Source organism: Microbacterium sp. Leaf351 (assembly GCF_001423825.1).
In the GTDB taxonomy this organism is placed as follows: Bacteria; Actinomycetota; Actinomycetes; order Actinomycetales; family Microbacteriaceae; genus Microbacterium; species Microbacterium ginsengisoli.
Genome location: NZ_LMPK01000038.1, coordinates 28,452 through 55,214, shown reverse-complemented (window position 1 = coordinate 55,214; position 26,763 = coordinate 28,452). Strand labels below are relative to the sequence as shown.

The window sequence follows — 26,763 nt, the reverse complement described above, 5'->3', positions numbered from 1 at the left end:
GGGATGGCCGCGATGCTCGCGGTGATGGCGGTGTGACCGCCGTAGCGAGGAGGGCCCGAGGAGCGTCGACGGGCGGCGCGACTACTTGCGGTAGGACGAGCGGCCGACGGCCCAGAACGCGCCGACCACGGTGATGAAACCGCCCAGGCTGATGAGGCCGATGACCCAGAGAAGGATGTCCGAGGCGAGGGTCGGCTGCATGGCGGTCCTTTCGGAGATGACGGGCGATTCCCATGCTACCGGCGTCGCTGGTAGGCTTGTGGACTGAACTTCGGCGAGGGATGCCGCCGTGCCGCTTCGGCGGCGAGGCATCCGTGATCGACGCAGTGATCAAGGCTCACGGCTTTCCTCACGCGCTCGCGTTCGAGTCGAAAACGCTCACCCGCTCATCGGGCCCGTGCGCCCGCATAAAGGAGAACATCATGTCCGACGACTTCAAGGTCGCCGCCGAGCTGCGCGAGCAGTTCGGCAAGGGCTTCGCCCGCCGTCTGCGCGCCGCAGGCAAGATCCCCGCCGTGCTCTACGGCCACGGCACCGCTCCGGTGCACATCGCCCTGCCGGGCCACCAGGTGGGTCTGCTCATCCGCCGCGCCAACGCGGTGCTCGAGCTCGACATCGCCGGCACCGAGCAGCTCGCGCTCGTCAAGGACGTGCAGAAGGACCCGGTGCTGCAGATCATCGAGCACATCGACCTCCTCGTCGTGAAGAAGGGCGAGAAGGTCCAGGTCGAGGTCCCCGTCGTGCTCGTGGGCGAGTCCGCCGCCGGCACCCTGGCCAACCTCGACGCCACCACGATCTCGCTCGAGGTCGAGGCCACCCACATCCCCGAGAACGTCGAGGTCGACATCGAGGGCCTCGAGGACGGCACGCACATCACCGCTGCCGACCTGACGCTCCCGCGCGGCGCGTCGCTGGTCGCCGACGGCGAGACCCTCATCGTCGCGATCTCGATCCCGGTCGACACCCTCGCCGCCGAGGAGGAGATCGCCGAGGCCGACGCCGAGGCCGCCGCCGAGCAGGCCGAGGAGGCCGCCGAGTAATCGGACACCGCCACACGCGAGGGGATGCGGTTCGCCGCATCCCCTCGCGTCGTCTGCGGGGGTGCGTCCCCGCTGCGAGAGGATGAGCGCATGGTCGACACCTGGCTCGTGATCGGACTCGGCAACCCCGGGCCGCGGTACGAGGCGACCCGCCACAACGTCGGCCAGATGGTCGTCGACGACCTCGCCCGCCGCCGCGGCGAGACCTTCAAGGCGCACAAGGCGAACGCGCGCGTCGTCGAGACGTGGCTGCGTCCCGGGGTAGCGAAGCTCGTGCTCGCGAAGTCCAACTCGTACATGAACACGTCGGGCGGACCCGTCGCCGCCCTGGCGAGGTTCTACGGCGTGCCGGCGGAGCGAGTCGTCGTCGTGCACGACGAGCTCGACATCCCCTTCGACACCCTCAAGCTCAAGGTCGGCGGCGGCCACGGCGGTCACAACGGCGTGCGCGACATCGCCAAAGCGCTCGGCACGCCCGAGTTCCCCCGGGTGCGCGTCGGCATCGGGCGGCCCGTCGGCCGCCAGGATCCGGCCGACTGGGTGCTCGACCCGTTCTCGTCGGCCGAGCGCACGACGCTGCCGATCCTCGTCGGCGATGCGGCCGACGCCGTCGAGCAGCTCGTCGACGAGGGTCTGATCGCCGCCCAGCAGCGCTGGCACGCCCCGCGCGACTGAGACCGCGACCGGATGTCCCGGGCTCGCCGTAGGATCTTCGGGTGACAGTTCCCGGGATCGTTCGCGCCCTCGTACCGTCCGAGACGTTCGCCGGCGCCCTCCGTTCGGCGACGACAGACACCGACTTCTCCGTCGTCGACGGACTCGACGCCCCCCTCATCGCCGGCCTCCTCGAGAAGCGCCGCGAGCAGGGGGCGCCCGCGGTGGTGCTCGTCGTCGCGCCGACCGGTCGCCGCGCCGAGGCGCTCGGCACGGCCCTCGATGCGCTCGTGCCGGGCGCCGAGGTGCATCACTTCCCGGCATGGGAGACGCTGCCCCACGAGCGGCTGAGCCCCAGCGCGGAGACCGTGGGGCGTCGCCTCGACGTGCTCCGCCGGGTGGCCGCGTGGGACGGCACCCATCCGCTCGTCGTCACGGCATCGGTGCGCGGCGCGGTGCAGCCGCTCGCTGCCGGCCTCACCGATCTCGAACCGATCCGGCTCGTCACCGGCGGGCGCGGCTACGACCTCGCCGCGGTCAGCCTCGGTCTCGTCGAGCGCGCCTACCACCGGGTCGACATGGTGTCCCGACGCGGCGAGTTCGCGGTGCGCGGCGGCATCCTCGACGTCTTCCCGCCGGTCGCCGACCACCCGTCGCGCGTGGAGTTCTTCGGCGACGAGGTCGATCAGATCCGTGCGTTCTCGGTCGCCGACCAGCGGTCGCTGCCGGGCGAGATCACCGAGGTCGAACTGGTCGCGAGCCGGGAGCTGCTCCTCACCGCGGACGTGCGGGCGCGCGCCGCGCTCCTCGCCGAGCAGTTGCCGGGCCTGCAGACGATGCTCGCCCGCATGGCCGAGGGAGTGCCGACCGAGGGGATGGAGTCGCTGACTCCCGCGCTCGTCGACGACCTCGTCACCCTCGTCGATTACCTGCCCGAGCGCACCGCCGTCGCGCTCGTCGACCCCGAGCGGGCCGTCACCCGTGCGATCACGCTCGCCGAGACGAACCGCGAGTTCCTCGACGCCGCGTGGAACGCCGCGGTCGCCGGCGCGTCGACCCCTGTCGACCTCGGCGCGGGCGACTTCGTGTCGCTCCCGCACCTGCACGAGCGTGCCCGTGAGCGCGGGGGCGTCTGGTACACCCTGTCGGCGTTCGACTCCGGCGAGGCGGATGCCGCGGCCGAAGGCCTCGTCGAGGCATCCGGGTCGCACGTGGAGCGGGTGGCGGCATCCGCCGTGCCGTCGTTCGCGGGTAACGTCGACGGCGCGATCGCGCACGTCGCGGCCCTCGTGCAGGACGGGTGGAAGGTCGTCGTCACGGCGTCCGGTCCGGGGCTCGCCGACCGCGCACGCGACGTGCTCGCCGACCGCGGTGTCGCGGCGCGCCGCGTCGACGCGGTGCACGAGGCACCCGAAGCAGGGGTCGCGCTCGTCGTCGCCGCCGTGCTCGAGCGGGGGTTCGAGGCATCCGGTGCCCGTCTCGCCGTGCTCACCGAGACCGAGTTCTACGGGCGCACGATCGGCGGCGACGGCCGGGTCGTCAAGAAGCTCGCCTCGCGCCGGCGCAACGTCGTCGATCCGCTGCAGCTCAAGCCTGGCGACGTCGTCGTGCACTCCACGCACGGCATCGGCAAGTTCGTCGAGCTGACCCAGCGCGAGGTCTCCAGCGGCGGGCGCAACCCGGTCAAGAGCATGCGCGAATACCTCGTGCTCGAATATGCGCCCACCAAGCGCGGCTACCCGGGTGACAAGCTCTTCGTTCCCACCGACCAGCTCGACCAGCTCAGCCGCTACGTCGGGGGTGAGGCGCCGGTGCTCTCCAAGATGGGCGGCAGTGACTGGGCCGCGGCCAAGGGCAAGGCTCGCAAGGCGGTGCGCGACATCGCGGTCGAGCTCGTGAAGCTGTACTCCGCCCGGATGGCCGCCAAGGGGCACGCGTTCGGCCCCGACACCCCGTGGCAGCGTGAGCTCGAAGAGGCGTTCCCGTTCGCCGAGACCCCCGACCAGCTGCAGACGATCGACGAGATCAAGGCCGACATGGAGAAGCCGATCCCGATGGACCGGCTGCTCTCGGGCGACGTCGGCTTCGGGAAGACCGAGGTCGCCGTGAGGGCGGCGTTCAAGGCGATTCAGGACGGCAAGCAGGTCGCGATGCTCGTGCCGACCACCCTGCTCGTGAAGCAGCACCTCGAGACCTTCACCGAGCGGTTCGCGGGCTTCCCCGTGAAGGTGCGGCCCCTGTCGCGCTTCCAGAGCGACAAGGAGGCCCGCGACACCCTCAACGGCCTCACCGACGGCACCGTCGACATGGTGATCGGCACGCACCGCATCCTCACCGAGAAGGTCGTCTTCAACGACCTCGGGCTCATGATCATCGACGAGGAGCAGCGGTTCGGCGTCGAGCACAAGGACGCGCTCAAGAAGCTCAAGACCAACGTCGACATCCTCGCGATGAGCGCCACCCCCATCCCGCGCACCCTCGAGATGGCGGTGACCGGCATCCGCGAGATGTCGACCCTCGCGACCCCGCCCGAGGACCGCCACCCGATCCTCTCGTTCGTCGGCCCCCGCAACGACAAGCAGATCGCCGCAGCGATCCGCCGCGAGCTGCTGCGCGAGGGCCAGGTGTTCTACGTGCACAACCGGGTGCAGTCGATCCAGCGGGTCGCCGCGCAGCTCGGCGAGCTCGTCCCCGAGGCGCGCATCGTCGTCGCCCACGGGCAGATGGGCGAGCACCAGCTCGAGCAGGTCGTCGACGACTTCTGGGAGCGCCGCGCCGACGTGCTCGTCTCGACGACCATCATCGAGACCGGCCTCGACATCTCCAACGCCAACACGATCATCATCGACCGCGCCGACAAGTACGGACTCTCGCAGCTGCACCAGCTGCGCGGCCGCGTCGGCCGTGGTCGTGAGCGCGCGTACGCCTACTTCCTCTACGACGAGCTCAAGCCGCTCAGCGAGACGGCAGCCGACCGGCTCGAGACGATCTCGGTGAACAACGACCTGGGCTCGGGCATGCAGGTCGCGTTGAAGGACCTCGAGATCCGCGGCGCCGGCAACCTCCTCGGCGCCGAGCAGGCCGGCCACATCGCCGGCGTCGGCTTCGACCTGTATCTGCGCATGATCGGCGAGGCCGTCTCGGCGTTCCGCGGTGAGGAGACCGAAGGTCCGACCGAGCTGCGTCTGGAGTTGCCCGTGCAGGCGCGCATCCCCGAGAGCTACATCGACAGCGAGCGGCTGCGTCTCGAGGCCTATCAGAAGCTGTCGGCGGCGGCCGCGGCATCCGCGAAGCCCGATGCCATCGACCTCGTCATCGACGAGCTGCGCGACCGCTACGGCGAGCCGCCCGCCGACGTCGAGGGGCTGCTGCGGGTCGCGCGGTTGCGCCGCCGCGCGGCACAGGCCGGGCTCGCCGACGTCGTCGCGATGGGTCCGAACCTGCGCGTCGCGCCGGCGCACCTCCCCGATTCGCTGCGCGTGCGGATGCAGCGGCTCTACCCGAAGGCGAAGCTCGTCGCCTCCGGGGAGGCGCTCGTCGTGCCGTTGCCGGGCGACGGAGACCCGGTGTCGGACACCGACCTGGTGGCGTGGGTCGGCCAGCTGCTCGACGCGCTCTTCCCGGTCTCCGAGCCGGCGTCCGCGGCGGCCGACGCATCCGCCTGAGACCGGCGCGGCCCAGCGGCGTCGACAGCCCTGCTGCCCGACGCGGTCAGTCGCGCGGCGCCGTGTCGATCACGCAGAACCGGGTGCCCTCCGGATCCTCCATCACGATGTAGTCGGCGTCGTCGGGCCGCCCCGCCCACGGCACGACACGGGCGCCCAGGTCCTCGAGCCGCGCGACCTCGGCGGCCTGGTCGTCGGCGTAGAGGTCGAGATGGATGCGCGGCGGCAGTGCGCGCTCGCTAGGCAGTTGGTCGAGCCCGACGTTCGGGCCCCGGCCGTCGGCCGAGCGCAGCAGCACGAAGTCCGTATCGACCGCTTCTCGCACGGTGTAGTCGAGCGCCGCAGACCAGAACGCGACCTGCGCCTCGAGGTCGGTGACGCGGATGACGACGGATCCGAGGGTGAGCATGGCGGCAGTGTCGCACACCCGTGCCGGGAGCGGCGGCGGGGTGGCGGCATCCGTCTCGCTGAGTACGCTGACGATCGAGGAGCACACCATGCGCTACGCACATCTCGGCCGCGAGCCCCGTATCGATCCGACCGCCGTCGTGGCGCCGACCGCGGTGATCAGCGGCGACGTGACGATCGGGCCCGACTGTCAGATCCTGCACGGCGCGGTCATCACCGCGGAGGGCGGTCCGATCACCCTCGGCCGCAGTGTCATCGTGATGGAGAACGCCCTCGTGCGCGCGAGCGCCACTCATCCCGTGCACATCGGAGACCACACGCTCGTCGGACCGATGGCGAGCATCTCGGGTGCGACGGTGGGCGACGAGGTGTTCCTCGCGACGGGCGTGCGGGTGTTCAACGGTGCGCGCATCGGCGACCGGAGCGAGGTGCGCATCAACGCGGTCGTGCACCTGCGCACGGTGCTCCCCGAGCGCAGCGTCGTGCCGATCTCGTGGGTCGCGGTGGGTGACCCGGCGATCGTCGTCTCACCCGACAAGCACGACGAGATCTGGGCGCGCCAGCAGGAGCTCGACTTCCCCGGCTACGTGTTCGGGCTCGACCGCGACACCCCCGACCTCATGGTGCAGCTCACCGAGCGCTACGGGCGCTCGCTCGCGCGGCACGCGGACGACACCCCGGTCGACTGAGCGGATGCCGCACCCCGGCGCCGATGCGCCGGAGCCGGGCGCGCGGGAGCCGGGCATGCCAGGCCGGGCGCGCCGGAGCACCGCGCGCCGGGGCAGGTCATCGCGTGTGCGCAGGACGCTACGGCGCGCATCGACCTGTTCTCGCGGGCGCTCCTGTTCTCGCGAGCCGGGACTCAGCCGGTGTTCTGCAGGCCCGCCGCGACGCCCGAGACCGACAGCAACAGCAGGCGCTGGAGCTCGGGGTCGGCCGGCACCTCGTCGGGCGCGTCGCGCAGTGCCCGCAGGGCGCGCAGCTGCAGCAGTGACAGCGCGTCGACGTACGGGCTCCGCAGCTTCACCGCCCGCTGCAGCACCGGCTTGTTCGAGAGCAGTCCGTCGCCGCCGGCGATGCGCACCACCCACGAGCGGGTGAGGGCCATCTCGTCGATCACCAGCTGCGCGAGATCGTCGCGGTCGCCGAGCTCCAGGTAGCGGCGCGCGATGCGGTCGTCGGCCTTCGCGAGACTCATCGCGACGTTGTCGATCATCGCGCGCAGCAGCGGCCACTCGCGGTACGCCTCCTGCAGCAGCGCGAGGTCGCCGACCGTCTCGAGGGCGGTGCCGAGCCCGAACCAGCCGGCCAGGTTGATGCGGGCCTGCGTCCACGCGAACACCCACGGGATGGCGCGCAGGTCTTCGAGCGACTCGACCGACAGCCCGCGGCGGGCGGGACGCGACCCGAGCGCGAGCAGGCCCACCTCCTCCATCGGGGTGACCGTCGCGAACCACGGTGCGAAGCCGGGCGCCTTGACGAGCTCGAAGAACCGCGCCCGCGAGGCGTCCTCCATGCGCTGTGCCACGTCGGCGAAGCGCTCGGCGGCCGCACGGTTGCGCTGCTCGTTCGAGGGGGCGGAGGCGGTGAGGATGGCGGCGGCCACCTGGTCGATGTGACGCATCGCGATCGCCGGGTCGCCGTAGCGCGCGAAGATCACCTCGCCCTGCTCGGTGAGCTTGAAGCGGCCGTCGACCGAGTGCGGGGGCTGGGCGAGGATCGCCGAGTTCGCCGGTCCGCCGCCGCGGCCGAGCGCACCGCCGCGGCCGTGGAACAGGGTCAGCTCGATCTCGCTGCGCTGCGCCCAGTCGGCGATCTGCGCCTGCGCCTCGTAGAGCGCGAGGTTCGCGGCGACGGGGCCGACATCCTTCGACGAGTCGGAGTAGCCGAGCATGACCTCGAGGCGGCGTCCGGTCTCGGCCAGACGGGCCGCGAAGGCGGGGTGCTCGACGATCTCCGCGAGGATCGCGGGGGCGGCCTGCAGGTCGGCGAACGTCTCGAAGAGAGGGATCACATCGAGAACGGGCGGGGTGCCGTCGGGGCCGACAGCGTAACGCGCGAGCCGGTGCACGGCGGCGAGGTCGTCGGCCGATCGGGTGAACGAGACGATGTAGCGGCCCGCGGCGCGCGGACCGAAGCGCTTCTGCACGTAGGAGATCGTGCGGTAGACCTCGAGCACCTCCTCGGTCAGCTCGCTGCGCTCACCGCCCGCGTCGAGCTCGGCGAGCACCTTCGCGTGCACGGCCGAGTGCTGGCGCACCTCGAGCTCGGCGAGGTGGAACCCGAAGGTCTGCACCTGCCAGACGAGCTGCTGCAGGTGACCGTAGGCCTGGCGCGGGGCGCCGGCCGCGACGAGCGAGGACTGCACGGTGAGCAGGTCCGCGAGCAGGTGCTCGGGATCGGCGTAGGCGAGGTCGGCGTCGCGCTCGCGCGTCGCCGTGATCTTGCGGGCGATGAGCAGCACGGCCTGACGGTGCGGCTCGCCGGGCGAGCGCTTCACGACGTCGGCGGCCCCCTCGTCGTCGGCGCTGAGCAGCCGCTCGGTGAGAGCGGTGAGGGCCGGGGTCGGCGGGGTGGTGGCGGCATCCAGAGTCAGTCCGCGGCCGATGCGGGCGGAGGCCCGCTCGAGTCCGCGCAGCACGTGCTCGCTGGCGATGCCTGCGGCGCGCTTGGTGACCTTCGCGGTCACGAACGGGTTGCCGTCGCGGTCGCCGCCGACCCAGGTGCCGATGCGCACGAACGGGCGCACGACGGGCTCGCGGGCACCGGCGGCCTCGCCCTGCAGGGCGTCGTCGATGCGGCGGTAGACGTGCGGCACGGCGGTGAACAGCGTCTCGTCGAAGACGGCCATCACCGAGCGCACCTCGTCGACCGGCGACGGCTTCTCCTGGCGAAGCGGCGCCGTGCGCCACAGCGTGTCGACCTCTTCGAGCATGCGACGCTCGGCGCGGCGCTGTGCGGGGCCGCCGTCCTCGGCGGCGTCGTAGTCGTCGAGCAGACCCGACAGGCGGCGGATGCTGGTCGAGATCGCCCGGCGCCGCGCCTCGGTGGGGTGGGCGGTGAACACCGGGTGGAAGCGCATCTGGTGCAGACGCTGCAGCGCGGTGTCGTCGCCGACCTCGCCGGCGAGGCGTTCGAGCGCGACGGTCACCGAGTCGGCCGCCTCCTCGTCGCGGGCGGCGCGCTGACGCAGCACGCGCACGCGCTGGTGCTCCTCGGCGAGGTTCACGAGATGGAAGTAGCAGGTGAACGCGCGGGCGACCTCGTCGGCGCGGGCGACGGTGAACCCGTCGGCGATCTGCGCGGCCCGCTCGAATGCGGCATCCGTCTCGTCGGTGTAGGCCTGGATGGTCGCGACGCGCAGCCGTTCGACGTCGTCGAACAGGCCCGGGGAACCGCTCTCGCGCAGCACGCGCCCGAGGATTCCGCCGAGCAGTCGCACGTCGCCGCGCATCTGCTCGGGCATCCCATGACTGGCCTCGTAGCGGCCGACGAGATCGATGGCTTCGGTGGGGGTGGGATCCTGCACGCCTCCACGGTAGTCCCGCTCGTGTTACTGGATTGTCACGGCGGGGCGGCCGCGCCGTCGCGGCTAGAATGGTCGGAGGAGTGCCGGGAAGTCTGGTCGGCCCGTCGAGTATGTCGCCGCCGGCATGCACGAGATCGACGGATGCCGCCCCTGACCCTGGAGTGTCCCGTGCACGTGCTGCGTTCCGCCCGTCTTCCCGCCCTGTTGTTGCTGCTCGCCGCGATCGCCGGCCTCGTCGTCGCGGCGACCCCCGCCGGCCCCGCCGTCATCGCCGCACGCGACGCGCATCTCGCCGTCGCCGGCATCGATCTGTCGGTGGGGCATTGGATCACCGACGGTCTGCTGGCACTGTTCTTCTTCGTCGTCGCGGTGGAGCTGCGGCACGAGCTGACCGTCGGATCGCTGCGCAGCCCCCGCGCCGTGCTCGTGCCGGCGATCGCCGCGCTCGGCGGCGTGGTCGTGCCGATCGCGCTCTACCTCGTGATCGCGAACGGCACCCCGTCGGCGTCGGGCTGGCCGATCCCGACGGCTACCGACATCGCGTTCGCGCTCGGCGTGCTCGCCGTCGTCGGCCGCGGGCTGCCGTCCGGGGTGCGGGTGTTCCTGCTGGCACTGGCGATCCTCGACGACATCGTCGGCATCGTGCTGATCGCGGTCGTGTTCACCGCGGACATCGACTTCGTGGCGCTGGCGGCCGCGCTGGCGCTGACGGTCGCCTTCGGGGCGCTGTCGCTGCTGCTGCGTGGTCGGGCCCGCGTGCCAGTCGCCGTGCTGATGGTGGTGGTGGCCATCGCGGTATGGGTGCTCGTCCACGAGTCGGGCGTGCACGCGACGATCGCGGGCGTGCTGCTGGGGCTCGCGATCGCGCCGGGTGCCGGGGCGCGTGCGCGGCACGCGCTCGAGCCGTGGGTCAACGTGATCGTGCTGCCGCTGTTCGCGTTCGCCTCCGCTCTGATGCCGATTCCGCAGGTGTCGCCGGCCGCGTTCGCGCCGGCGTTCTGGGGCACCGTGCTGGCGCTCCCGGTGGGCAAGTTCGTCGGGGTGATCGCCTTCGGGTCGCTGGCGATGGCACTGTTCTCACGAGGCTCCCGTCCACTCGCGTTCGGCGACCTCGCCGCGGCGGGGGCGCTCAGTGGCATCGGGTTCACCGTGTCCCTGCTGATGTCGGAGCTGGCGTTCGCGGGCGCGGCGGATCTGCGCGACCAGGCGATCCTCGGCGTGCTGGGCGGATCGGCGATCTCGTTGCTCGCGGCGGTGGTGCTCGTGTCGCTGCGCGCCCGGCGCTACCGTCGGGTGCGGGAGGCGGCGGCATGACGGACGACGGGATGACGCGGGCGATCGAGGCGATGCGCGCGGTGCGGGACGAGTGCGTCTGGACGCAGCAGATCGACCACCGCGACCTGGTGCCCTATCTCGTCGAGGAGTCGAGCGAGCTCGTCGACGCCGTGGAGTCCGGCACCCGCGCCGACCTGCGAGAGGAACTCGGCGACGTGCTCTGGCAGGTGCTGTTCCATGCCGAGATCGCCTCGCGGGACCCCGACGATCCGTTCGACGTGCAGGATGTGGCATCCGATCTCGCCGACAAGATGATCCGCCGGCACCCGCACGTCTTCGGCGGCGAGAGCGCCCGCACCCCCGAGGAGGTGCTCGTGCTGTGGACCGCCGCGAAGGCAGCCGAGAAGCGCGAGCGCACCAGCGTGCTCGACGGCATCCCGGCGGGCCTGCCGGCGCTCGCCCGCGCCCAGAAGGTGCTCGGCAAGGCCGCTCAGGTGGGGCTGGTGCCCGCGATGACGGATGCCGCGGCCCCGACCGACGAGGCGCAGCTGGGCGACGCGCTGCTCGCCCTCGTCGTCGCCGCCCGCGCGGCGGGTATCGATGCGGAGCGGGCGCTCCGGGAGCGGGTGCGGGGCGTGGAGTCGGCGGTGCGCGCGGCGGAGGCCGCGGCGCGCGGCGGCGACCTGGAACAATAGACCCCCGTGGCACAGGTCAACCCGCCGCGCGGCATGCGCGATTTCCTCCCTCAGGACAAGGCTCGGCGCGAGCGCGTGCTCGCCGTCATCCGCGAGCGCTACCGCGCGCACGGGTTCGACGAGATCGAGACGCCGGTGGTCGAGGACTACGACCGGCTGCACGCCGGCATCGGCGGCGACAACGAGAAGCTCGCATTCAACGTGCTCAAGCGCGGCCTCGACGCCGAGGCGATCATCGCCGCCGCCGACGACCCGGCGGCCCTCAGCGACCTCGGGCTGCGGTATGACCTGACGGTGCCGCTCGCCCGGTTCTACGCGACGCACCGCGCGGAGCTCCCGACGGTGTTCCGGTCGCTGCAGATCGCGCCGGTGTGGCGCGCGGAGCGCCCGCAGAAGGGGCGCTACCGACAGTTCGTGCAGTGCGACATCGACATCATCGGCGACGGCTCGGCGCGCGCCGAGGCCGAGCTGATGGTCGCGAGCCTCGATGCGCTCGACGCGCTCGGACTCGAGGGCGGCGTCATCCGCGTGAACGACCGGCGGGCCCTCGACGGCATGCTCGACGTGTTCGGCTTCGCCGCGGAGGAGCGACCCGGCGTCCTGATCACGATCGACAAGCTCGACAAGATCGGCATCGACGGCGTCGCCGCCGAGTTGCGCGAGCGTGGAGCGACGCCCGCGGCCGCCGACGCCTTCGAGGCGTTCGGTCGTCGGCCGACGCCCGAAGCCGACCTGCCGTTCGGTGAGGCGCAGATTCGCGCGGCCCTGCCCGAGGGTATCGATGACGCGGTGGTCGCCGGACTCGTGGCGCTCGGCGATGCGGTCGCGGCCGCCCGGGGCGGCGAGGTGCCGCTCGCGTTCGACCCGTTCCTGGTGCGAGGCATGGGCTACTACACCGGCACGATCTTCGAGCTCGCCCACCCGAGCGTCGGCTACTCGCTCGGCGGCGGCGGCCGTTATGACGGCATGATCGGCAGGTTCCTCGGCCAGAGCGTGCCGGCGGTCGGCTTCTCGATCGGCTTCGAGCGCATCGTCGACCTCGTCGCCGACGGGGTGGATGCCGCATCCCGCACGCTCGTGCTGGTGCACGACGCCGACGTTCCGGTCGGCGAGCTCGTCGCCCACAAGGCCGCGCTCATCGCGACCGGCGCCCGGGTGCGCCTCGAGCGCCGCACCAAGAACCTCACCGCACTGCTCGCGCGCTCGGCGGCCGACGGCTACGGCGAGTTCACGACGGTCTCAGCGGGTGCCGACACAGCCGCACTCGAGTTCAAGCCGCTGGCCTGAGCCGCGTTCATCCCGGGTTCACCTCGGCGAGGTGCAATCGCGGCATGAGGGGTCTGCGCACCGCCGCCGTCATCGGCGCCTCGACGCTCGTCGGAGCCGCCGCGGCGGTGTTCTCGATGCGGGAGCTGCTGCGACGTCAGGCCGCCATCGCCCGGCGACGCATCGGCAAGCCGTTGGGGGAGGACGCCCTCGACGCCGACCGTGTCTGGCGGGCGAAGCTCGACGGCGACCCGGTCGAGCTGCTCGTGCTCGGCGACTCGATCGCGGCGGGGTTGGGAGTCACCAGGCGCAAGGACACCCCCGGTGCGCGAATCTCCAAGGGCATCGCCGAGACGCTCGGGCGCCCCGTGCGCCTGGTGACCGCGGCGAAGGTCGGGTCGGAGTCGTCGGCGCTTGCGGCGCAGCTCAACGCCCTCCCCGCACGCTACGCTCCGGATGTCGCGATCATCATCGTCGGCGGCAACGACGTCACTCATCGTGTCCCCGTGACCGTCGCCGCCGCCCATCTGCGCGCCGCCGTCGAGCGTCTGCGCGAGCGGGGTGTCGCCGTCGTCGTCGGGACGTGCCCCGACCTCGGCGCGCTGCGTCCGGTGCCGCAGCCGCTGCGCTCACTCGGCTCACGGCAGTCGCGCCAGCTGGCCGACGCTCAGGCCGAGGCGGCGCTCGCCGCCGGCGCGCACGTCGTGTCGCTCCGACGTGTCGTCGGGCCCTTCTTCATCTCGCAGCCCGACGAGATGTTCAGCCTCGACCGGTTCCACCCGAGCGCGCTCGGCTACCGGCGCACCGCCGACGCGCTGCTGCCGTCGGTGCTGCTCGCCCTGGGAGGCGACGGGCCCGTGCCCGACGGGCACGCGGTGCCTGCGGCATCCGCTCTCGCCCTCTGAGGGGCCGCGGCGACCCGCACGCACGCAGCGGGCTATCCCGCGCTGCGTGCCCGGTCGATGCGCAGGCGGATGCCGCGTGCCGCGAGTCCGATCGCGAGCACGACGGCGCCGGCGACGACGGAGGCCCACGGGAGGGAGGCGGCGAGCACGAGGCATCCGATCGCCCCGATGATCTGGAGTGCACGGGGGTACCGGCGGGCGTCGCCGTGCTGACGGAACGCCGCGAGGTTGGCGACGAGGTAGTACAGCAGCACGCCGAACGAGGAGAATCCGATCGCGCCGCGAAGGTCCACCAGCGCGACCGCGCCGATCACGACTACACCGACGGCGAGCTCGGCCCGGTAGGGCACACGGTGGCGCGCGCCGATCGCGGCGAGTGCGGCGGGGAGGTCCCGCTCGCGGGCCATGGCGAGCGTCGTGCGGCCGATCCCCGCGACCAGTGCGAGCAGCGCACCGAGGGACGCCGCCGCCGCCGAGACTCGCACCACCGGGTTCGCCCACGTCCATCCGGCGGCGTGCGCGACGTCGGCGAGCGGCGCACTCGACGCCGCCGTCGCGGACGCTCCCAGCACCACCACGGTGAGCGTGCCGACGATCGCGTAGACGATGAGGGCCGCCGCGAAGGCGATCGTGATCGCCCGCGGGATCGTGCGGGTGGGATCCCGCACCTCCTCGCCCATTGTGGCAATGCGCGCGTACCCTGCGAAGGCGAAGAACAGCAGGCCGGCCGACTGCAGCACCCCGTAGGCGTCGACCGGGGCCGCGCTGCCGAGGCCCGCCCAGGTCGACGATGAGCTCGCGCCGGCGGCCGTGACGACGGCGAGTCCGAGGAGCGAGACGACGACGATCGCCTTGGTGAGCGCGGCGGTGCGGGTCACGCCGAGCAGGTTGACGCCGACGAGCACGGCGACAGCCACGACCGCGACCGGGCGCTCCCATCCCGCAGGCGCTGCATACGCGGCGAACGTGATGGCCATCGCGGCCGCGCTCGCGAGCTTGCCGATGACGAAGCACCACCCGGCGGCGAATCCCCACCACTCACCGAGCTCGGCGCGCCCGTAGGCGTAGGTGCCGCCCGAGGTCGGATACGTCGCCGCGAGCTGGGCGGACGAGGTGGCGTTGCCGTACGCCACGACGGCCGCGAGCGCGAGGCCGGCGAGCAGCCACGGGCCGGCGGCAGCCGCGGCCGGCGCCCAGACCGAGAACACGCCGGCGCCGATCATCGACCCGAGGCCGATCGCGACGGCATCGCCGAGGCCGAGCCGGCGGGCGAGGGAGGGCGAGGTCACGCGCGAATCGTAGTCGGCGGGCGTGAACGCTCCGGTGCCCCGACGCGCGGACGCCGCGCGACCGGTCGTCGCCCCTGGCGGCATCGGCTCGCCCGGCGGTCAGCCCACCGCGACCCGGTCGCGGCGCTTCTCGCGCACATAGACCTCGCGACGCACCCTCGCGACGATGTCGCCCGTGGCATCCGTGATCTCCGTCTCGAACCACTCGAGCACCTTCGCGCCGCCGCGGGCGCGCTCGCGCAGCTCTTCGGCCCTCTCCCGCGGCACCTCGAACCGGGCCGTGAGCACGCCGCGGCCGGGCTTGACGAACTCGATCTCGCCGCGCGTGTCCCACACGACGTAGTCGCGGCCGAGCTGATGCATGACGAGCATGAAGTAGTACGGATCGGTCATGGCCGACATGGCACCGCCGAACGCGACGCCGACGATGTTGCGGGTGAGCAGCGTCACCCGCAATTGCACGACGCAGTGCGTGAAGTCGGGGGCGATCTCGCGCACGCGGATGCCGTTGCAGAGATTCGGGATCCACAGGCTCATGCCGATCGCGAGCTGCCGGGGGGAGTAGGCCACGGATCGAGTGTGGCCTTCGCCACTCGTTCCTGACAATCCGTTATCGATGATCGACAACGAGCGGGCCGCGGGCGCCGCCGAACGCCAGAATCGAGGGAGCCGCGATCGGCGGCCGAAGGGGGGCGGGTCACATGGCCGAGGCATCGCAGCGACGGGTGGTCAGGTCGTACGTCCTGGTGGGCGCCGTGCTGCCGGGTGTGCTGTGGCTCGCGAATGTCGTGCTGCAGCTGGTCGCGCTGCCGCACCTGCCCGCGACGGTCGCGACCCATTGGGATGCCTCGGGCGCGCCGAACGCGTACGGACCGCCGTGGGTGCTGGCTCTCGTGACCGGCCTCATCGGACTCGTCGTTCCCGGAACCCTGTTCGCCGTGTCGCTGCCCGGGCTCCTCCGCGGCCACCGGGGACTCGTTTTCCGCCTGTTGGGGGCGATCGGCCTCGGGGTCGCCGGCATCCTGACCGCCGCGGGTATTAGCTCGACACTCGCGAACCTCCGTGCGGCCGATGGGGGCAGCGCGCACGCGGGCGGGTCGTGGTGGGTGCTGCTCGCCGGTCTCGCGCTCGGTCTGATCGGTTGGTTCGCGCAGCCGTCGCAGGGCGGGCTCCCGTTCTCCGCACCGATCGCGCCGACGTCGCCCGCCGCGCCCGTGGGTGAGACCGCCTCCGGTGCCCTCCCGCGCGCGTGGACGGCCACGACCGCGCTTCCTCGCGGAGCGGTCGTGCCGATCGTCGCGGCGCTGCTGCTGGTCGGACTCATCACCGTCGACGCGTGGTTCACCGGCGGCGGTGGCGCCGTCGCGTGGATCACGACGATCGCGTTCGTGCTCCTGCTGGTCGCCTCGGCGACGCTCGCGGCCTACCACGTGCGGGTCGACGCCGGCGGATTCATCGTGGTCTCGGCCCTCGGCCTGCCGCGCTTCCGCATCCCGCTCGACGACATCGCCCGTGTGCGCACGGTGCAGGTCGAGCCGCTGCGGGACTTCGGCGGCTGGGGGCTGCGCGGACTCCCGGGACGCCTGGGCGTCGTGCCGCGACGAGGCGACGGCATCGAGGTCACGCGCCTCGACGGCCGCCGCCTGACCGTCACCGCGCCCGACGCTTCAACCGGTGCAGCCGTGCTCACCTCGCTCGTCGCGGAGCGCCGCGCGGCGTCCTGACCCCGCCTCCCGACGTCGCCGCGATGCGGGCGACCCGCCCGCCGCCCTTGACGCTCGCCGCGCCGCCCGGGAGGCTGTCGCCATGACCGACGACGCCCTCCCGACCCCCGCGGTGTGGCGCCGGGTCGACACCTACCTCGCGGAGACCCTTGTGGGTCACGACGCCGCCCTCGAGGCGGCCGTGCACGAGCAGGATGCCGCCGGTCTCCCCGCGATCGAGGTCGCGCCGCTGAACGGCAAGCTGCTGCACCTGCTCGCGCGAGCGATCGGCGCCCGGCGGGTGCTGGAGATCGGCACGCTCGGCGGCTACTCCACGATCTGGCTGGCACGCGCGGTCGGTGATGGCGGCGAGGTGGTGACGATCGAAGCGGAGCCCGCGCACGCGGCCGTCGCCCGCGGCAACCTCGACCGTGCCGGCGTGGGGGAGCGGGTGCGCATCGAGATCGGCCGCGGGGCCGACGTGCTCCCCGGTCTCGAGCCGGGGTTCGACCTCGTCTTCATCGACGCCGACAAGCAGTCCAACGCGCTCTATCTCGACCATGCTGCGCGGCTCTCCCGCCCGGGCGCCCTCGTGATCGTCGACAACGTCGTGCGTTCCGGTCGTCTCGTCACCACCGACGAATCCGACGAGCAGGCCGAGGGGGTTCGCCGGGGGCTCGCGCTCCTCGCCGCCGACCCACGATTCGAGGCGACAGCGCTCCAGACCCTCGACGCGAAGGGATGGGACGGCATCGCCGTGGCGATCGTGACGGATGCCGCATCCCGCTCGGGTTCGTGACGCGCCGGTGGCGGCGGCATCCGTCGTCACTAGAGTGGTGGAGGACCGATGACGCTCCGCATGCACCTGTTCCCGGAATGGGAACTCTTGATTGAACCAGGGAGTCCTCAGTGGCACTGATCGAGGCTGTAGGCGCGCGCGAGATTCTTGACTCGCGCGGAAACCCGACCGTCGAAGTGGAGGTGCTCCTCGACGACGGCATCGTCCAGCGGGCGGCCGTCCCCTCCGGTGCGTCGACCGGCGCGTTCGAGGCGTACGAGCTGCGCGACGGAGACAAGAGCCGATACGGCGGCAAGGGCGTGCTCAAGGCCGTCGACGCCGTCATCGACGAGCTCGGCCCCGCGATCGAGGGTGTCGAGGCGAGCGAGCAGCGCGTCATCGACGAGATCCTCATCGAGACCGACGGCACCGAGAACAAGTCGCGCACCGGCGCGAACGCGATCCTGGGCATCAGCCTCGCGGTCGCGAAGGCGGCGGCCGACTCGGCCGACCTCCCGCTGTTCCGTTACCTCGGCGGCCCGAACGCCCACGTGCTTCCCGTGCCGCTGTTCAACGTCATCAACGGCGGCTCGCACGCAGACAACGGCATCGACTTCCAGGAGTACTTCCTCGCCCCGATCGGCGCGGAGACCTACGGCGAGTCGCTGCGCTGGGGCACCGAGGTCTACCACGTCCTCAAGGGCGAGCTGAAGGCCGCAGGCTTCGCGACCGGTCTCGGCGACGAGGGCGGTTTCGCCCCTGATCTCCCCAGCAACCGCGAGGGCCTGGACTTCCTGCTGAAGGCGATCGAGAAGGCCGGCTTCACCCCGGGCGCCGACATCGCCGTGGGCCTGGATGTCGCGGCGACCGAGTTCTTCGCCGACGGCGTCTACACGGTCGAGGGCAAGCCGTGGACGGCCGCGCAGCTGACCGACTACTTCGCCGACCTCGTCGCGAACTACCCGATCGTCACGATCGAGGATGCCCTCGCCGAGGACGACTGGGACGCCTGGAAGGACCTCACCGAGGCGCTGGGCTCGAAGGTGCAGCTCGTCGGCGACGACCTGTTCGTCACCAACCCGATCCGCCTGCAGAAGGGCATCGACCTGGGCGTCGCCAACGCGTTGCTCGTGAAGGTGAACCAGATCGGCACCCTGTCCGAGACGCTCGACGCGATCTCGCTCGCCACGCAGAACGGCTACCGCTCGATGCTGTCGCACCGTTCGGGTGAGACCGAGGACACCACGATCGCCGACCTCGCTGTCGCCGTCAACGCGGGTCAGATCAAGACCGGCGCGCCCGCCCGCAGCGAGCGCGTCGCGAAATACAATCAGCTTCTGCGCATCGAGGAAGAGCTCGGCGACGCGGCGGTCTTCGCCGGTCGCGGTGCCTTCCCCCGCTTCAAGGGCTGAGCGCAGCTGATCTACCGGAAGGGGGAGTCGTGGCCAAGAGACCGACTCCCCCTTCCGCATCTCCGGAGGAGACCCCGCGGGCTCGGCGACTTGCCGCACGCGATTGGCTCGGCGGCATCCGCCTGTCGGGCTTCATGGTGATCATGCTGGGCCTGGTGGTGCTGGCCGTCGGAGTTCTCGTGCCCACGGTCGGCACCTACCTCGCCCAGCAGCAGAAGCTCTCCGCCGCCCGTGCCGCGGTGCAGCTCACCCAGCAGCAGATCGATGCGCTCCAGGCCGAGAGCGACCGCCTCGGCGACCCGGCGTACATCGCCACGCAGGCGCGTGAACGGCTCTACTACGTGACACCGGGTCAGGTGCTCTATCTGGTCGACAACGATCTTCCCGCCGACCAGCAGCCGCGCGACGCGGCTCCCGTGAGCGCGCAGCTCACGCAGACCCGCAACGACTGGATGTCGGGATTCGTGCGATCGCTGGCCGCCGCCGGGGCCGCCGTGACGGCCACGGCGCCGACCGACGGATCCACGCCGAGCCCCACCTCGGACGCCACACCGAGTCCGTGACGCCCGGCGTCTACCGAGTCGCGCCCCGGTAGCCTTTCGGGGTGACGACGCCGCCCTACCCTGCCGTGACCGACGCCGAGCTGGCCGTGCTGCGCGCCCAGCTCGGACGCCCCGCGCGAGGGGTGCTCGGCATCGCGGCGCGCTGCATCTGCGGCAACCCCACGGTCGTCGCCACGGCGCCCCGGCTCGACGACGGGTCGCCCTTCCCGACGTTCTACTACCTGACCCATCCGGCCGCGACGGCGGCCATGTCGACCCTCGAGGCCGAGCACGTCATGCCCGAGCTTGCGGGGCTGCTCGACGACGCGGATGTCGCGGACGCCTACCGCGCCGCGCACACCAGCTACCTCGCCGATCGCGCCGCGTACGGCGAGGTGGACGAGATCGCCGGTATCTCCGCCGGCGGCATGCCGACCCGCGTCAAGTGTCTGCATGCACTGGCCGGCCACGCTCTCGCGGCAGGGCCCGGCGTCAATCCGATCGGCGACGCGGCGCTGGCCCGGTCGACCTGGTCGCCTTCGCGCTGCGTCTGCGCCGATCCCGGGGCCGCCCGGGGCGAGGCGGCCTGATGCGTGCTCGCCGGGTCGTCGTGGCCGCCGTGCTCATCGCCGGTGGGTTCGTCGTCGCCCCGGCGGCCGCCGGCATCCCCGCCGTCGCGGCCTCGGGCGCGCAGCCGGCGTCGACCGGCATGGCGAACGCAGCGACCGAGGACGCGGCCCGGGCGGCGGAGTACTGGCTCACCGACTACGGAATCGAGCAGGCCTGGCAGACGACACAGGGCGCGGGCGTGAAGATCGCGATCATCGACACCGGTATCGGTGCCGCGCCGCAGCTCAACGCCGCGGTCGTCGGCGGCGCCGATTTCTCGGGCGAGGGATCGGCGAGCGGCCGCACGCCGGTCGGCTCGAGCGACACCGGTCACGGCAGCTGGGTGGCCTCCCTCGCAGCGGCCCGCCCGCTGTCGGACGGCACCGGCATGATCGGCGTCGCTCCGCAGGCACAGCTGCTGTCGGCATCCATCTCGTTCGGCAGCGAGGTGAAGGTGCCGTTCGTGACCCAGGTGGCCTCGGCCATGAAGTGGGCCGTCGACAACGGCGCGAAGGTGATCAACCTGTCGTTCACGACCAACACGCTCGACTGGGATCCGTCGTGGGACACGGCCTTCCAGTACGCGTTCTCGCACGATGTCGTCGTCGTGGTCGCCGCCGGCAACCGGGGAAGCGGGACGACCCGCGTCGGCGCGCCGGCGACGATACCCGGTGTCTTGACGGTCGCCGGGGTCACTCCGTCGGGCCAGGCGAGTCAGGAGGCCTCCACCCAGGGGATCACCATCGGCGTCGCCGCGCCCAGTGAACAGCTTCTCGGGGTCTCGCCCGGCGGGTCGCTGGTGCGGTGGAACGGCACGAGCGGCGCCGCCCCGATCGTCGCGGGCATCGTCGCGCTCGTGCGCGCCGCGCACCCCGACCTCGACGCGGCGAACGTCATCAACCGCATCATCGCCACCGCGACCGCCCCGCCCGGCGTTTCGCTCGGCACGGTGCCCAACGCGCTCTACGGGTACGGGCTCGTCAACGCCGCCGCGGCCGTGTCCGCCGACGTGCCCACGGTGACCGCGAACCCGATGGGATCGCTCTCCGACTGGATCACGCTGCACCGTCGCGCGAACGCGTCGCCGGCGCCGGAGGACTCCGCCACACCGGTCGCGCTGCCGGCGCTCCCACCGGCCGACGCCGCCACCCCGCGCGGGTCCCTGCTGCTGCCCTCGCGGGACACGCTGCTGTACGGCTCGCTGCCGCTTCTGGGGGTGACCGTCGCGACTATACTGGTGGCGCTCGGCGTCACCGCTGCTGTCCGACGCATCCGATCGGCGCGTGACTCCCGCACGCCGAGCATCAATTCGCCAAGGAGTTCCGTTCACCGTGACTAACACCGTGCCCAGGATCTTGATCGTCGGAGGCGGCTACGCCGGCTTCTACACCGCGTGGAAGCTCGAGAAGCACCTCCGCAAGGGTGAGGCTCAGGTCACCGTCGTCGACCCGCTTCCCTACATGACCTACCTGCCGTTCCTCCCCGAGGTCGCGGCCGGGTCGATCGAGGCGCGTCACGCGGTGGTCGCCCTGCGTCGCCACCTGGCGTCGACCGAGGTCGTCACCGCCCGAGTGACGAAGATCGATCACGCCCACAAGGTCGCCACCATCACCCCGTCCGAGGGCGAGGCGTGGGAGCTCGAGTACGACCAGATCGTCGTCACCGCGGGCTCGGTCTCGCGCACCTTCCCGATCCCGGGCATCGCCGACAACGCGATCGGCATGAAGGCGATCGAGGAGGCCGTCTGGGTTCGTGACAAGCTCCTCTCGAACTTCGACAAGGCCGCAGCGCTGCCGCCCGGACCCGAGCGGGAGCGTCTGCTCACCGTCGTCGTGGTCGGTGGCGGATTCGCCGGCATCGAGACCTTCGCCGAGCTGCGCAACTTCGCGTCGTCGCTGCTGAAGAAGTACCCGCAGCTGACGTTCGACGAGACGCACTTCCACCTCATCGAGGCGATGGGCCGCATCATGCCCGAGGTGTCGCTGAAGACGAGCGAGTGGGTTCTGAAGGACCTCGCGAAGCGCGGTGCGTACGTGCACCTCGACACCCAGGTCACCGGGGCCGTCGACGGCAACGTCGAGCTCTCGACCGGCGAGGTCATCTCGACCGACATCATCGTCTGGACCGCGGGCGTCATGGCCAACCCGCAGGTCGTCAAGGGCAGCGACCTGCCCAGCGAGCAGCGCGGACGCATCACGACGCAGGGCGACCTGCGCGTGATCGACGCCGACGGCAACGTCGTCGAGGGCGCGTGGGCGGCGGGCGACGTCGCGGCGGTGCCCGATCTCACCGGTGGCGGTGTCGGCGGCTTCTGCGTGCCGAACGCCCAGCACGCGGTGCGTCAGGCCAAGCAGCTCGCGAAGAACCTCACCGCGGTGCTGCGCGGCGAGCTGCCGAAGGACTACATCCACAAGAACCTGGGCGCCGTGGCCGGTCTCGGCCTCTACAACGGTGTCTTCCAGTCGGGCAACATCGCCCTCAAGGGCTTCCTCGCCTGGGGTGCGCACCGCGGCTACCACGGTCTCGCGATGCCGTCGTGGGAGCGCAAGTGGCGCGTGCTGTGGGGCTGGTGGAACAACTTCTGGCTCGGTCGCGACGTCGTGAACCTCGAGGCCGTGCAGACGCCGCGCCGCTTCTTCGACGAGTTCGCGTCTCGCCCGCGTCCGCCGCAGCCGGCTGAGGCGCCCGCGAAGCCGGCCGCCGAGAAGGCGCCGGTCGCCGAGAAGGCCGCCGCCGCGAAGTAGGCGCACGTCTCACGGAACGCCGCGACATCTTCGGATGCCGCGGCGTTCCGCATTCTTCGGATACTCCCGGCCGCACCGCTGGCGGGGTGCGCGTGCCGTATGCCACACTGGGCTTCCCGCCGCGGGGCACAGGTGCCTCGGGTCCGGCGGCTGCGCCCGAGGAGGCCCGAGTGACCAAGGTGCACATCCGCGACTTCCACGGCGACGATCTCGACCAGCTCGTGCGGTTGTGGGGCCACGTGACGGGCGAAGGTGCAACGCCGATCTACTCGCTCGCCGAGGTCGTGGCCTCCTGTCAGGCCGACCACGCGGTGGTCGCGGTGCGCGGTGACGACATCGTCGGGGCCGCTGTCGGCCGTGCCGCCCACGCGCAGGGATGGGTGGTGTTCTTCGGAGTGCGCGAGACGGATGCCGCGGGCGAGATCAGCGGCGCCCTGCTCGATGCGCTCGAGCGCCGGATGGCGCCGCTCGGGCTCGGCACACTGTCGGTGCTGGTGCCGGAGGGGCAGCGGGTCGAGCCGTTCACGCAGAACTCCTTCGTCGTGCATCGAGCGGTGCGCTACCTGGAGCGTCAGCTCCCCGTGCAGCGCCGCGAGCTCGACGTGCTGAAGGAGCTGGGTGGTCGCATTCTGCCGCGCCACCTCTGGAACGCGGTCGCGGGCATGACGACGGAGAAGACGATCCTCGAGGAGCGGCTCGTGACGCCGCTCGCGCAGCCGGAGCTCGCCGAGCGCTTCGGGGTGGTGCCGCCGCGGGCGGTGATGCTGTTCGGGCCGCCCGGCACCGGCAAGACGACCTTCGCGCGGGCCGTGGCATCCCGTCTCGACTGGCCGTTCGTCGAAGTCTTCCCCTCGCGGCTCGGCGACAGCGCGCGGGGGATGGCCGGCGCCCTGCGTGCCACGTTCGAGGCGATCGACCAGCTCGAGCACGCGGTCGTCTTCATCGATGAGGTCGAGGAGATCGCGGCTCATCGGGGCGGCACGCCGCCCTCGCCCACGCAGGGGGTCACGAACGAGCTGCTGAAGCTCGTCGCGGAGTTCCGTGAGCGGGACGGCCGGCTGCTCATCTGTGCGACGAACTTCATCCGCGCACTCGACGCCGCGTTCCTGCGGCACGGACGCTTCGACTACGTGCTGCCGATCGGCCTGCCCGACGCGGAGGCGCGCCGCGCGATCTGGGGTCGGTACATCCCTGTCGACGTCGCGGGCGACGTGGATGTCTCGGCTCTCGTCGACGCCAGCGACGGACTCACCCCCGCCGACATCGAGTACGCCGCGCGGCGCGCATCGCAGGAGGCTCTTGCGCGCGCCCTCGCCTCCGGCGACACGGGCGACGCGGTCGGCACGGACGACTACCTGCGGGCGCTCGGCGGCACCCGCGCCACGGTCTCGCGCGAGGTGACGACCGAGTTCGAGGAGGACATCGTCGCGCTCGCCCGCCTCTGACGGCGCGTGTCGCTGTCCTAGGGTGGGGGCGGGCCCCCGTAGCCCAATGGCAGAGGCAGGCGACTTAAAATCGCTTCAGTCTGGGTTCGAGTCCCAGCGGGGGCACACCCCACCGTGCTCCGGCATCGGGGGCGCCGGGTCGTCGCTGCCCGCCGATCGGCAGTCGACGGATGCCGCGCCCCGCCGCTCAGCTCGGGGTGCGCCCGAGTCGCGGCACGGCGAACCAGATGACGGCCACCGCCACGAGGGTCACCCCGAGGGCGACGGCGCCGGCGGGCAGCCCCGCCGTCACGCCGAACAGGAACGCGGCGACCCCCGCGACGAGCAGCGAGACGACCGCGAGGGTGGCGAGCAGGAAGACGTTGCCGATCACGACGAGCCGCGCCTTCTCGTGATGGCGGAAGAGGCGGCGGTGCATGATGATCGGCGTGAGACCCAGCAGCGTGGCGACGCCCGCGAGGGTCACCAGGCACAGGTAGAACGTGCGGGCGAACGCGTCGAGCGTCTGGAACATCGGCTGGAACGCGACCGCGAGCAGGAAGCCGGTGAGGATCTGCGTGCCGGTCTGCGTGGCGCGCAGCTCCTGCAGGATGTCGGTCCAGTTGCGATCGGACTTCTCGGTGGCCGTCTCGAACCGGCCGTCGCCCGGAACGGCGTCGTCGGCGTCGCTCACTCCGTGCCGGCTCTCGATGCGCTGCGGCGCGCCCTCATCAGTGCTCACGTGCACAGCGTAGGCACGACGCACCCGCACGGCACGCACGTCACGGTGCGCGTCGCCGCGGCCTAGGCTGAGCGCATGCGGCCACCGGCGACGAGGAGCAGGGCACGATGACGATCGATCTGCTCGCGGCGCCCGCCGGGGAGCCGTGGCGTGAGCCCGCGGCCTATTGGCCCTCGCTCACCGCCGCCACCGCCGACCGCTCCGCCCCCGTCGCCGTGCTCGGGCTCGAAGCGCTGCGCTACAACGCGCTCGACATGATCGCGCGCGCCGGCGGTATGCCGATCCGCGTCGCCAGCAAGTCCCTGCGTGTGCGCGAGGCGCTCGATGCGCTCCTCGCCCTACCGGGCTATCGCGGCATCCTCGCGTTCACTCTCGCCGAGGCGCTGTGGCTCGCCGACACCCACGACGACGTCGTCGTCGGATACCCGACCGCCGATCGGGCGGCGCTCGCCGCGCTCGTCGCCTCGGAGGCGGCATCCGCGCGCGTGACGCTCATGGTCGACGGCCCGGCCCAGCTCGACCTGGTCGACGCGGTCGCATCTCCCGCGACGCGACCCGAGGTGCGGGTGGCGATCGACGCGGATGCCTCGTGGCGCAGCCGCGCACTCGGGCACATCGGGGTGCGGCGCTCGCCGCTGCACGACGCCGACGACGTCGCCCGGTTCGCCCGGCACATCGCGGCGCGACCCGGCTTCCGCCTGACCGGAGTCATGATGTACGAGGCGCAGATCGCCGGCCAGCCCGACGCCGAGGGGCCGTCGGACCCCGTGATCCGCTGGATGCAGCGCTCCTCGGGAGACGAGCTGCGCGAACGGCGGCAGGCCATCGTGGCGGCGGTCACGCGCGTCGCGCCGCTCGAGTTCGTCAACGGCGGCGGCACCGGGTCGCTGGAGTACACGTCATCGGATGCCGCGGTCACCGAGCTCACCGCCGGCAGCGGCCTGTTCGCGGGGCATCTGTTCTCGCGCTACCGCGCGTTCGACCCGGCGCCGGCGGCATCCTTCGCCCTCGACGTGGTCCGTCGGCCGACCGACGACATCGCGACGCTGCTCGGCGGCGGCTGGGTCGCCTCGGGCCCGCCGGTCGCGTCGCGGCAGCCCGCGCCGGTGTGGCCGGAAGGACTGCGCACCCTCGGTCGCGAGGGCACCGGCGAGGTGCAGACCCCGGTGCAGGGGCCGGCGGCGCGCACGCTGCGGGTGGGCGACCGGGTGTGGTTCCGGCACGCGAAGAGCGGTGAGCTGTCGGAGCGCGTCGAACGATTCGCGATCGTGGCGGCGGGAGCCGTCGTGGGGGAGGCCGCGACCTACCGCGGTGAGGGAAAGGCGTTCCTGTGACACGACCCGGCGGCACCTGGACGAACTGGGGGCGCACCGAGAGCGTGCGCCCGGCGCGGGTCGAGTACCCCGCGACGCCCGACGCCGTACGCCGCTCGGTGCTCGCCGCCCGCACACGCGGCCTGCCGGTGAAGGCCGTCGGTGCCGGGCACAGCTTCAGCGGCATCGCCGTCGCGCCCGGCGTGCTGCTCGACCTCAGCGACCTCACCGGGCTCGTGCGGGTCGACCGCGAGCGGCGGCTCGCGACCTTCCGCGCCGGCACCCGCCTGCACCGCATCCCGAAGCTGCTCGCGCCCTACGGCCTCGCCATGGCGAACCTCGGCGACATCGACCGGCAGTCGATCTCCGGGGCGATCTCCACCGGCACCCACGGCACCGGCGCCGCGTTCGGCGGCATCGCGACCCAGGTCGCGGGGGTCACGCTGGTCACCGGCGAGGGTGAGTTCCTCACCGTCGACGACACCGAGAACGCCGATCTGCTTCCGGCGGTCGCACTCGGACTCGGCGCGCTCGGCATCCTCGTCGAGGTCACCCTGCGACTCGTGCCCGCGTTCGTGCTGCACGCCGTCGAGCACCCCGAGCCGATCGACGACGTCGTGGCGACGTTCGCCGACCGGGCCGCGGCATCCGATCATGTCGAGTTCTACTGGTTCCCGCACACCGACGTGGGACTCCTGAAGACCAACACCCGCCTGCCGGAGAGCGCCGTGCGCCATCCGCTGCCCCGCGTCGCGAAGTTCCTCGACGAG

Annotated in this window: 23 protein-coding genes and 1 tRNA gene; 19 read left to right on the top strand and 5 right to left on the bottom strand. The window is 72.1% G+C overall.

Annotation, left to right across the window (positions count from 1 at the left end; genetic code table 11):
- Positions 1–422 precede the first annotated feature (422 nt).
- The 3 genes from ASG00_RS13005 to mfd all read left to right on the top strand — a co-directional run bounded on the left by ASG00_RS13005 (position 423) and on the right by mfd (position 5,359).
- The gene (locus ASG00_RS13005; protein ID WP_045248733.1) at positions 423–1,040 is read left to right on the top strand and encodes a 50S ribosomal protein L25/general stress protein Ctc; all 618 of its coding nucleotides are present in this window, start codon (positions 423–425) and stop codon (positions 1,038–1,040) included.
- Between the two features lie 90 nt (positions 1,041–1,130).
- Entirely contained in the window at positions 1,131–1,715 is a 585-nt protein-coding gene (pth, locus tag ASG00_RS13000) for an aminoacyl-tRNA hydrolase (protein ID WP_056210117.1), read from the top strand.
- A gap of 41 nt (positions 1,716–1,756) precedes the next feature.
- Entirely contained in the window at positions 1,757–5,359 is a 3,603-nt protein-coding gene (mfd, locus tag ASG00_RS12995) for a transcription-repair coupling factor (RefSeq protein ID WP_056210116.1), read from the top strand.
- 46 nt (positions 5,360–5,405) lie between these two features.
- Here mfd and ASG00_RS12990 read toward each other — a convergent pair whose 3' ends face one another.
- Positions 5,406–5,768 (bottom strand): VOC family protein, encoded by a 363-nt coding sequence (locus ASG00_RS12990; RefSeq protein ID WP_056210368.1) that lies wholly within the window; start codon positions 5,766–5,768, stop codon positions 5,406–5,408.
- An 88-nt stretch (positions 5,769–5,856) separates the two neighbouring features.
- On the opposite strand from ASG00_RS12990, the gene ASG00_RS12985 reads away from it, so the two are divergent.
- Positions 5,857–6,456, top strand: a complete 600-nt coding sequence (locus tag ASG00_RS12985; protein ID WP_045248734.1) for a gamma carbonic anhydrase family protein — start codon at positions 5,857–5,859, stop codon at positions 6,454–6,456.
- 173 nt (positions 6,457–6,629) lie between these two features.
- On the opposite strand, the gene ASG00_RS12980 is transcribed toward ASG00_RS12985, so the two are convergent.
- A complete protein-coding gene (locus ASG00_RS12980; RefSeq protein ID WP_416361460.1) occupies positions 6,630–9,233 on the bottom strand; it encodes a phosphoenolpyruvate carboxylase in 2,604 nt (867 codons plus the stop codon).
- A 204-nt stretch (positions 9,234–9,437) separates the two neighbouring features.
- Between ASG00_RS12980 and ASG00_RS12975 the strand changes: the two genes are divergently transcribed.
- The 4 genes from ASG00_RS12975 to ASG00_RS12960 are packed head-to-tail and all read left to right on the top strand — an operon-like array spanning position 9,438 to position 13,437.
- Complete coding sequence (locus tag ASG00_RS12975) at positions 9,438–10,610, top strand: Na+/H+ antiporter NhaA (RefSeq protein ID WP_235557416.1); 1,173 nt, start codon at positions 9,438–9,440, stop codon at positions 10,608–10,610.
- On the top strand, positions 10,607–11,266 hold the full coding sequence (locus ASG00_RS12970) for a MazG family protein (RefSeq protein ID WP_045248666.1): 660 nt from the start codon (positions 10,607–10,609) through the stop codon (positions 11,264–11,266). Before ASG00_RS12975 ends, ASG00_RS12970 begins: the two co-directional genes overlap by 4 nt.
- A 33-nt stretch (positions 11,267–11,299) precedes the next feature.
- Positions 11,300–12,553 carry a histidine--tRNA ligase gene (locus ASG00_RS12965; RefSeq protein WP_056210366.1) on the top strand — a complete coding sequence of 418 codons (1,254 nt, stop codon included), beginning with the start codon at positions 11,300–11,302 and terminating at the stop codon, positions 12,551–12,553.
- 44 nt (positions 12,554–12,597) lie between these two features.
- Positions 12,598–13,437: an SGNH/GDSL hydrolase family protein gene (locus tag ASG00_RS12960; protein ID WP_056210110.1), complete on the top strand. Its 840-nt coding sequence runs from the start codon at positions 12,598–12,600 to the stop codon at positions 13,435–13,437.
- Between the two features lie 32 nt (positions 13,438–13,469).
- Here the strand turns inward: ASG00_RS12960 and ASG00_RS12955 are convergent, their stop codons facing one another.
- Together ASG00_RS12955 and ASG00_RS12950 are read right to left on the bottom strand one after the other, a co-directional pair.
- A complete protein-coding gene (locus ASG00_RS12955) occupies positions 13,470–14,726 on the bottom strand; it encodes an APC family permease (protein WP_056210108.1) in 1,257 nt (418 codons plus the stop codon).
- Positions 14,727–14,825: 99 nt separating this feature from the next.
- Positions 14,826–15,296, bottom strand: coding sequence for a DUF4442 domain-containing protein (locus tag ASG00_RS12950; RefSeq protein ID WP_156454751.1), 471 nt, complete (start codon positions 15,294–15,296; stop codon positions 14,826–14,828).
- A gap of 131 nt (positions 15,297–15,427) precedes the next feature.
- Between ASG00_RS12950 and ASG00_RS12945 the strand changes: the two genes are divergently transcribed.
- The 9 genes from ASG00_RS12945 (at position 15,428) to ASG00_RS12905 (ending at position 24,064) form a co-directional block, all read left to right on the top strand.
- On the top strand, positions 15,428–16,450 hold the full coding sequence (locus ASG00_RS12945) for a DUF1648 domain-containing protein (RefSeq protein WP_056210106.1): 1,023 nt from the start codon (positions 15,428–15,430) through the stop codon (positions 16,448–16,450).
- An 82-nt stretch (positions 16,451–16,532) separates the two neighbouring features.
- Positions 16,533–17,228, top strand: coding sequence for an O-methyltransferase (locus ASG00_RS12940; RefSeq protein ID WP_045248668.1), 696 nt, complete (start codon positions 16,533–16,535; stop codon positions 17,226–17,228).
- Between the two features lie 110 nt (positions 17,229–17,338).
- Positions 17,339–18,619, top strand: a complete 1,281-nt coding sequence (gene eno, locus ASG00_RS12935) for a phosphopyruvate hydratase (protein WP_056210105.1) — start codon at positions 17,339–17,341, stop codon at positions 18,617–18,619.
- A 29-nt stretch (positions 18,620–18,648) separates the two neighbouring features.
- A complete protein-coding gene (locus tag ASG00_RS12930; protein WP_235557415.1) occupies positions 18,649–19,182 on the top strand; it encodes an FtsB family cell division protein in 534 nt (177 codons plus the stop codon).
- 41 nt (positions 19,183–19,223) lie between these two features.
- On the top strand, positions 19,224–19,751 hold the full coding sequence (locus tag ASG00_RS12925) for a DUF501 domain-containing protein (RefSeq protein ID WP_056210103.1): 528 nt from the start codon (positions 19,224–19,226) through the stop codon (positions 19,749–19,751).
- Positions 19,751–21,109: a S8 family serine peptidase gene (locus tag ASG00_RS12920; RefSeq protein ID WP_056210100.1), complete on the top strand. Its 1,359-nt coding sequence runs from the start codon at positions 19,751–19,753 to the stop codon at positions 21,107–21,109. The genes ASG00_RS12925 and ASG00_RS12920 overlap by 1 nt, the downstream gene beginning before the upstream one ends.
- 4 nt (positions 21,110–21,113) lie before the next feature.
- The gene (locus ASG00_RS12915; protein WP_045248672.1) at positions 21,114–22,514 is read left to right on the top strand and encodes an NAD(P)/FAD-dependent oxidoreductase; all 1,401 of its coding nucleotides are present in this window, start codon (positions 21,114–21,116) and stop codon (positions 22,512–22,514) included.
- A 170-nt stretch (positions 22,515–22,684) separates the two neighbouring features.
- Complete coding sequence (locus ASG00_RS12910) at positions 22,685–23,959, top strand: ATP-binding protein (RefSeq protein ID WP_045248673.1); 1,275 nt, start codon at positions 22,685–22,687, stop codon at positions 23,957–23,959.
- 32 nt (positions 23,960–23,991) lie between these two features.
- Positions 23,992–24,064: transfer RNA gene (locus tag ASG00_RS12905), tRNA-Leu, on the top strand.
- An 82-nt stretch (positions 24,065–24,146) separates the two neighbouring features.
- Here the strand turns inward: ASG00_RS12905 and ASG00_RS12900 are convergent.
- Entirely contained in the window at positions 24,147–24,680 is a 534-nt protein-coding gene (locus ASG00_RS12900) for a DUF6328 family protein (protein WP_235557414.1), read from the bottom strand.
- 107 nt (positions 24,681–24,787) lie between these two features.
- Between ASG00_RS12900 and ASG00_RS12895 the strand changes: the two genes are divergently transcribed.
- Complete coding sequence (locus ASG00_RS12895) at positions 24,788–26,014, top strand: alanine racemase (RefSeq protein ID WP_056210098.1); 1,227 nt, start codon at positions 24,788–24,790, stop codon at positions 26,012–26,014.
- Positions 26,011–26,763 (top strand): FAD-binding protein (locus ASG00_RS18585; protein ID WP_235559592.1); only part of this gene is annotated, 753 nt, incomplete at its 3' end. The genes ASG00_RS12895 and ASG00_RS18585, both read left to right, overlap by 4 nt.

Bases quoted from the DNA above. Each gene is read 5' to 3' on its own strand.
- ASG00_RS13005 (WP_045248733.1), top strand. From the start codon at position 423: ATGTCCGACGACTTCAAGGTCGCCGCCGAGCTGCGCGAGCAGTTCGGC.
- pth (WP_056210117.1), top strand. From the start codon at position 1,131: ATGGTCGACACCTGGCTCGTGATCGGACTCGGCAACCCCGGGCCGCGG.
- ASG00_RS12990 (WP_056210368.1), bottom strand. From the start codon at position 5,768: ATGCTCACCCTCGGATCCGTCGTCATCCGCGTCACCGACCTCGAGGCG.
- ASG00_RS12985 (WP_045248734.1), top strand. From the start codon at position 5,857: ATGCGCTACGCACATCTCGGCCGCGAGCCCCGTATCGATCCGACCGCC.
- ASG00_RS12980 (WP_416361460.1), bottom strand. From the start codon at position 9,233: ATGCCCGAGCAGATGCGCGGCGACGTGCGACTGCTCGGCGGAATCCTC.
- ASG00_RS12975 (WP_235557416.1), top strand. From the start codon at position 9,438: ATGCCGCCCCTGACCCTGGAGTGTCCCGTGCACGTGCTGCGTTCCGCC.
- ASG00_RS12970 (WP_045248666.1), top strand. From the start codon at position 10,607: ATGACGGACGACGGGATGACGCGGGCGATCGAGGCGATGCGCGCGGTG.
- ASG00_RS12965 (WP_056210366.1), top strand. From the start codon at position 11,300: ATGCGCGATTTCCTCCCTCAGGACAAGGCTCGGCGCGAGCGCGTGCTC.
- ASG00_RS12960 (WP_056210110.1), top strand. From the start codon at position 12,598: ATGAGGGGTCTGCGCACCGCCGCCGTCATCGGCGCCTCGACGCTCGTC.
- ASG00_RS12945 (WP_056210106.1), top strand. From the start codon at position 15,428: ATGGCCGAGGCATCGCAGCGACGGGTGGTCAGGTCGTACGTCCTGGTG.
- ASG00_RS12940 (WP_045248668.1), top strand. From the start codon at position 16,533: ATGACCGACGACGCCCTCCCGACCCCCGCGGTGTGGCGCCGGGTCGAC.
- ASG00_RS12920 (WP_056210100.1), top strand. From the start codon at position 19,751: ATGCGTGCTCGCCGGGTCGTCGTGGCCGCCGTGCTCATCGCCGGTGGG.
- ASG00_RS12895 (WP_056210098.1), top strand. From the start codon at position 24,788: ATGACGATCGATCTGCTCGCGGCGCCCGCCGGGGAGCCGTGGCGTGAG.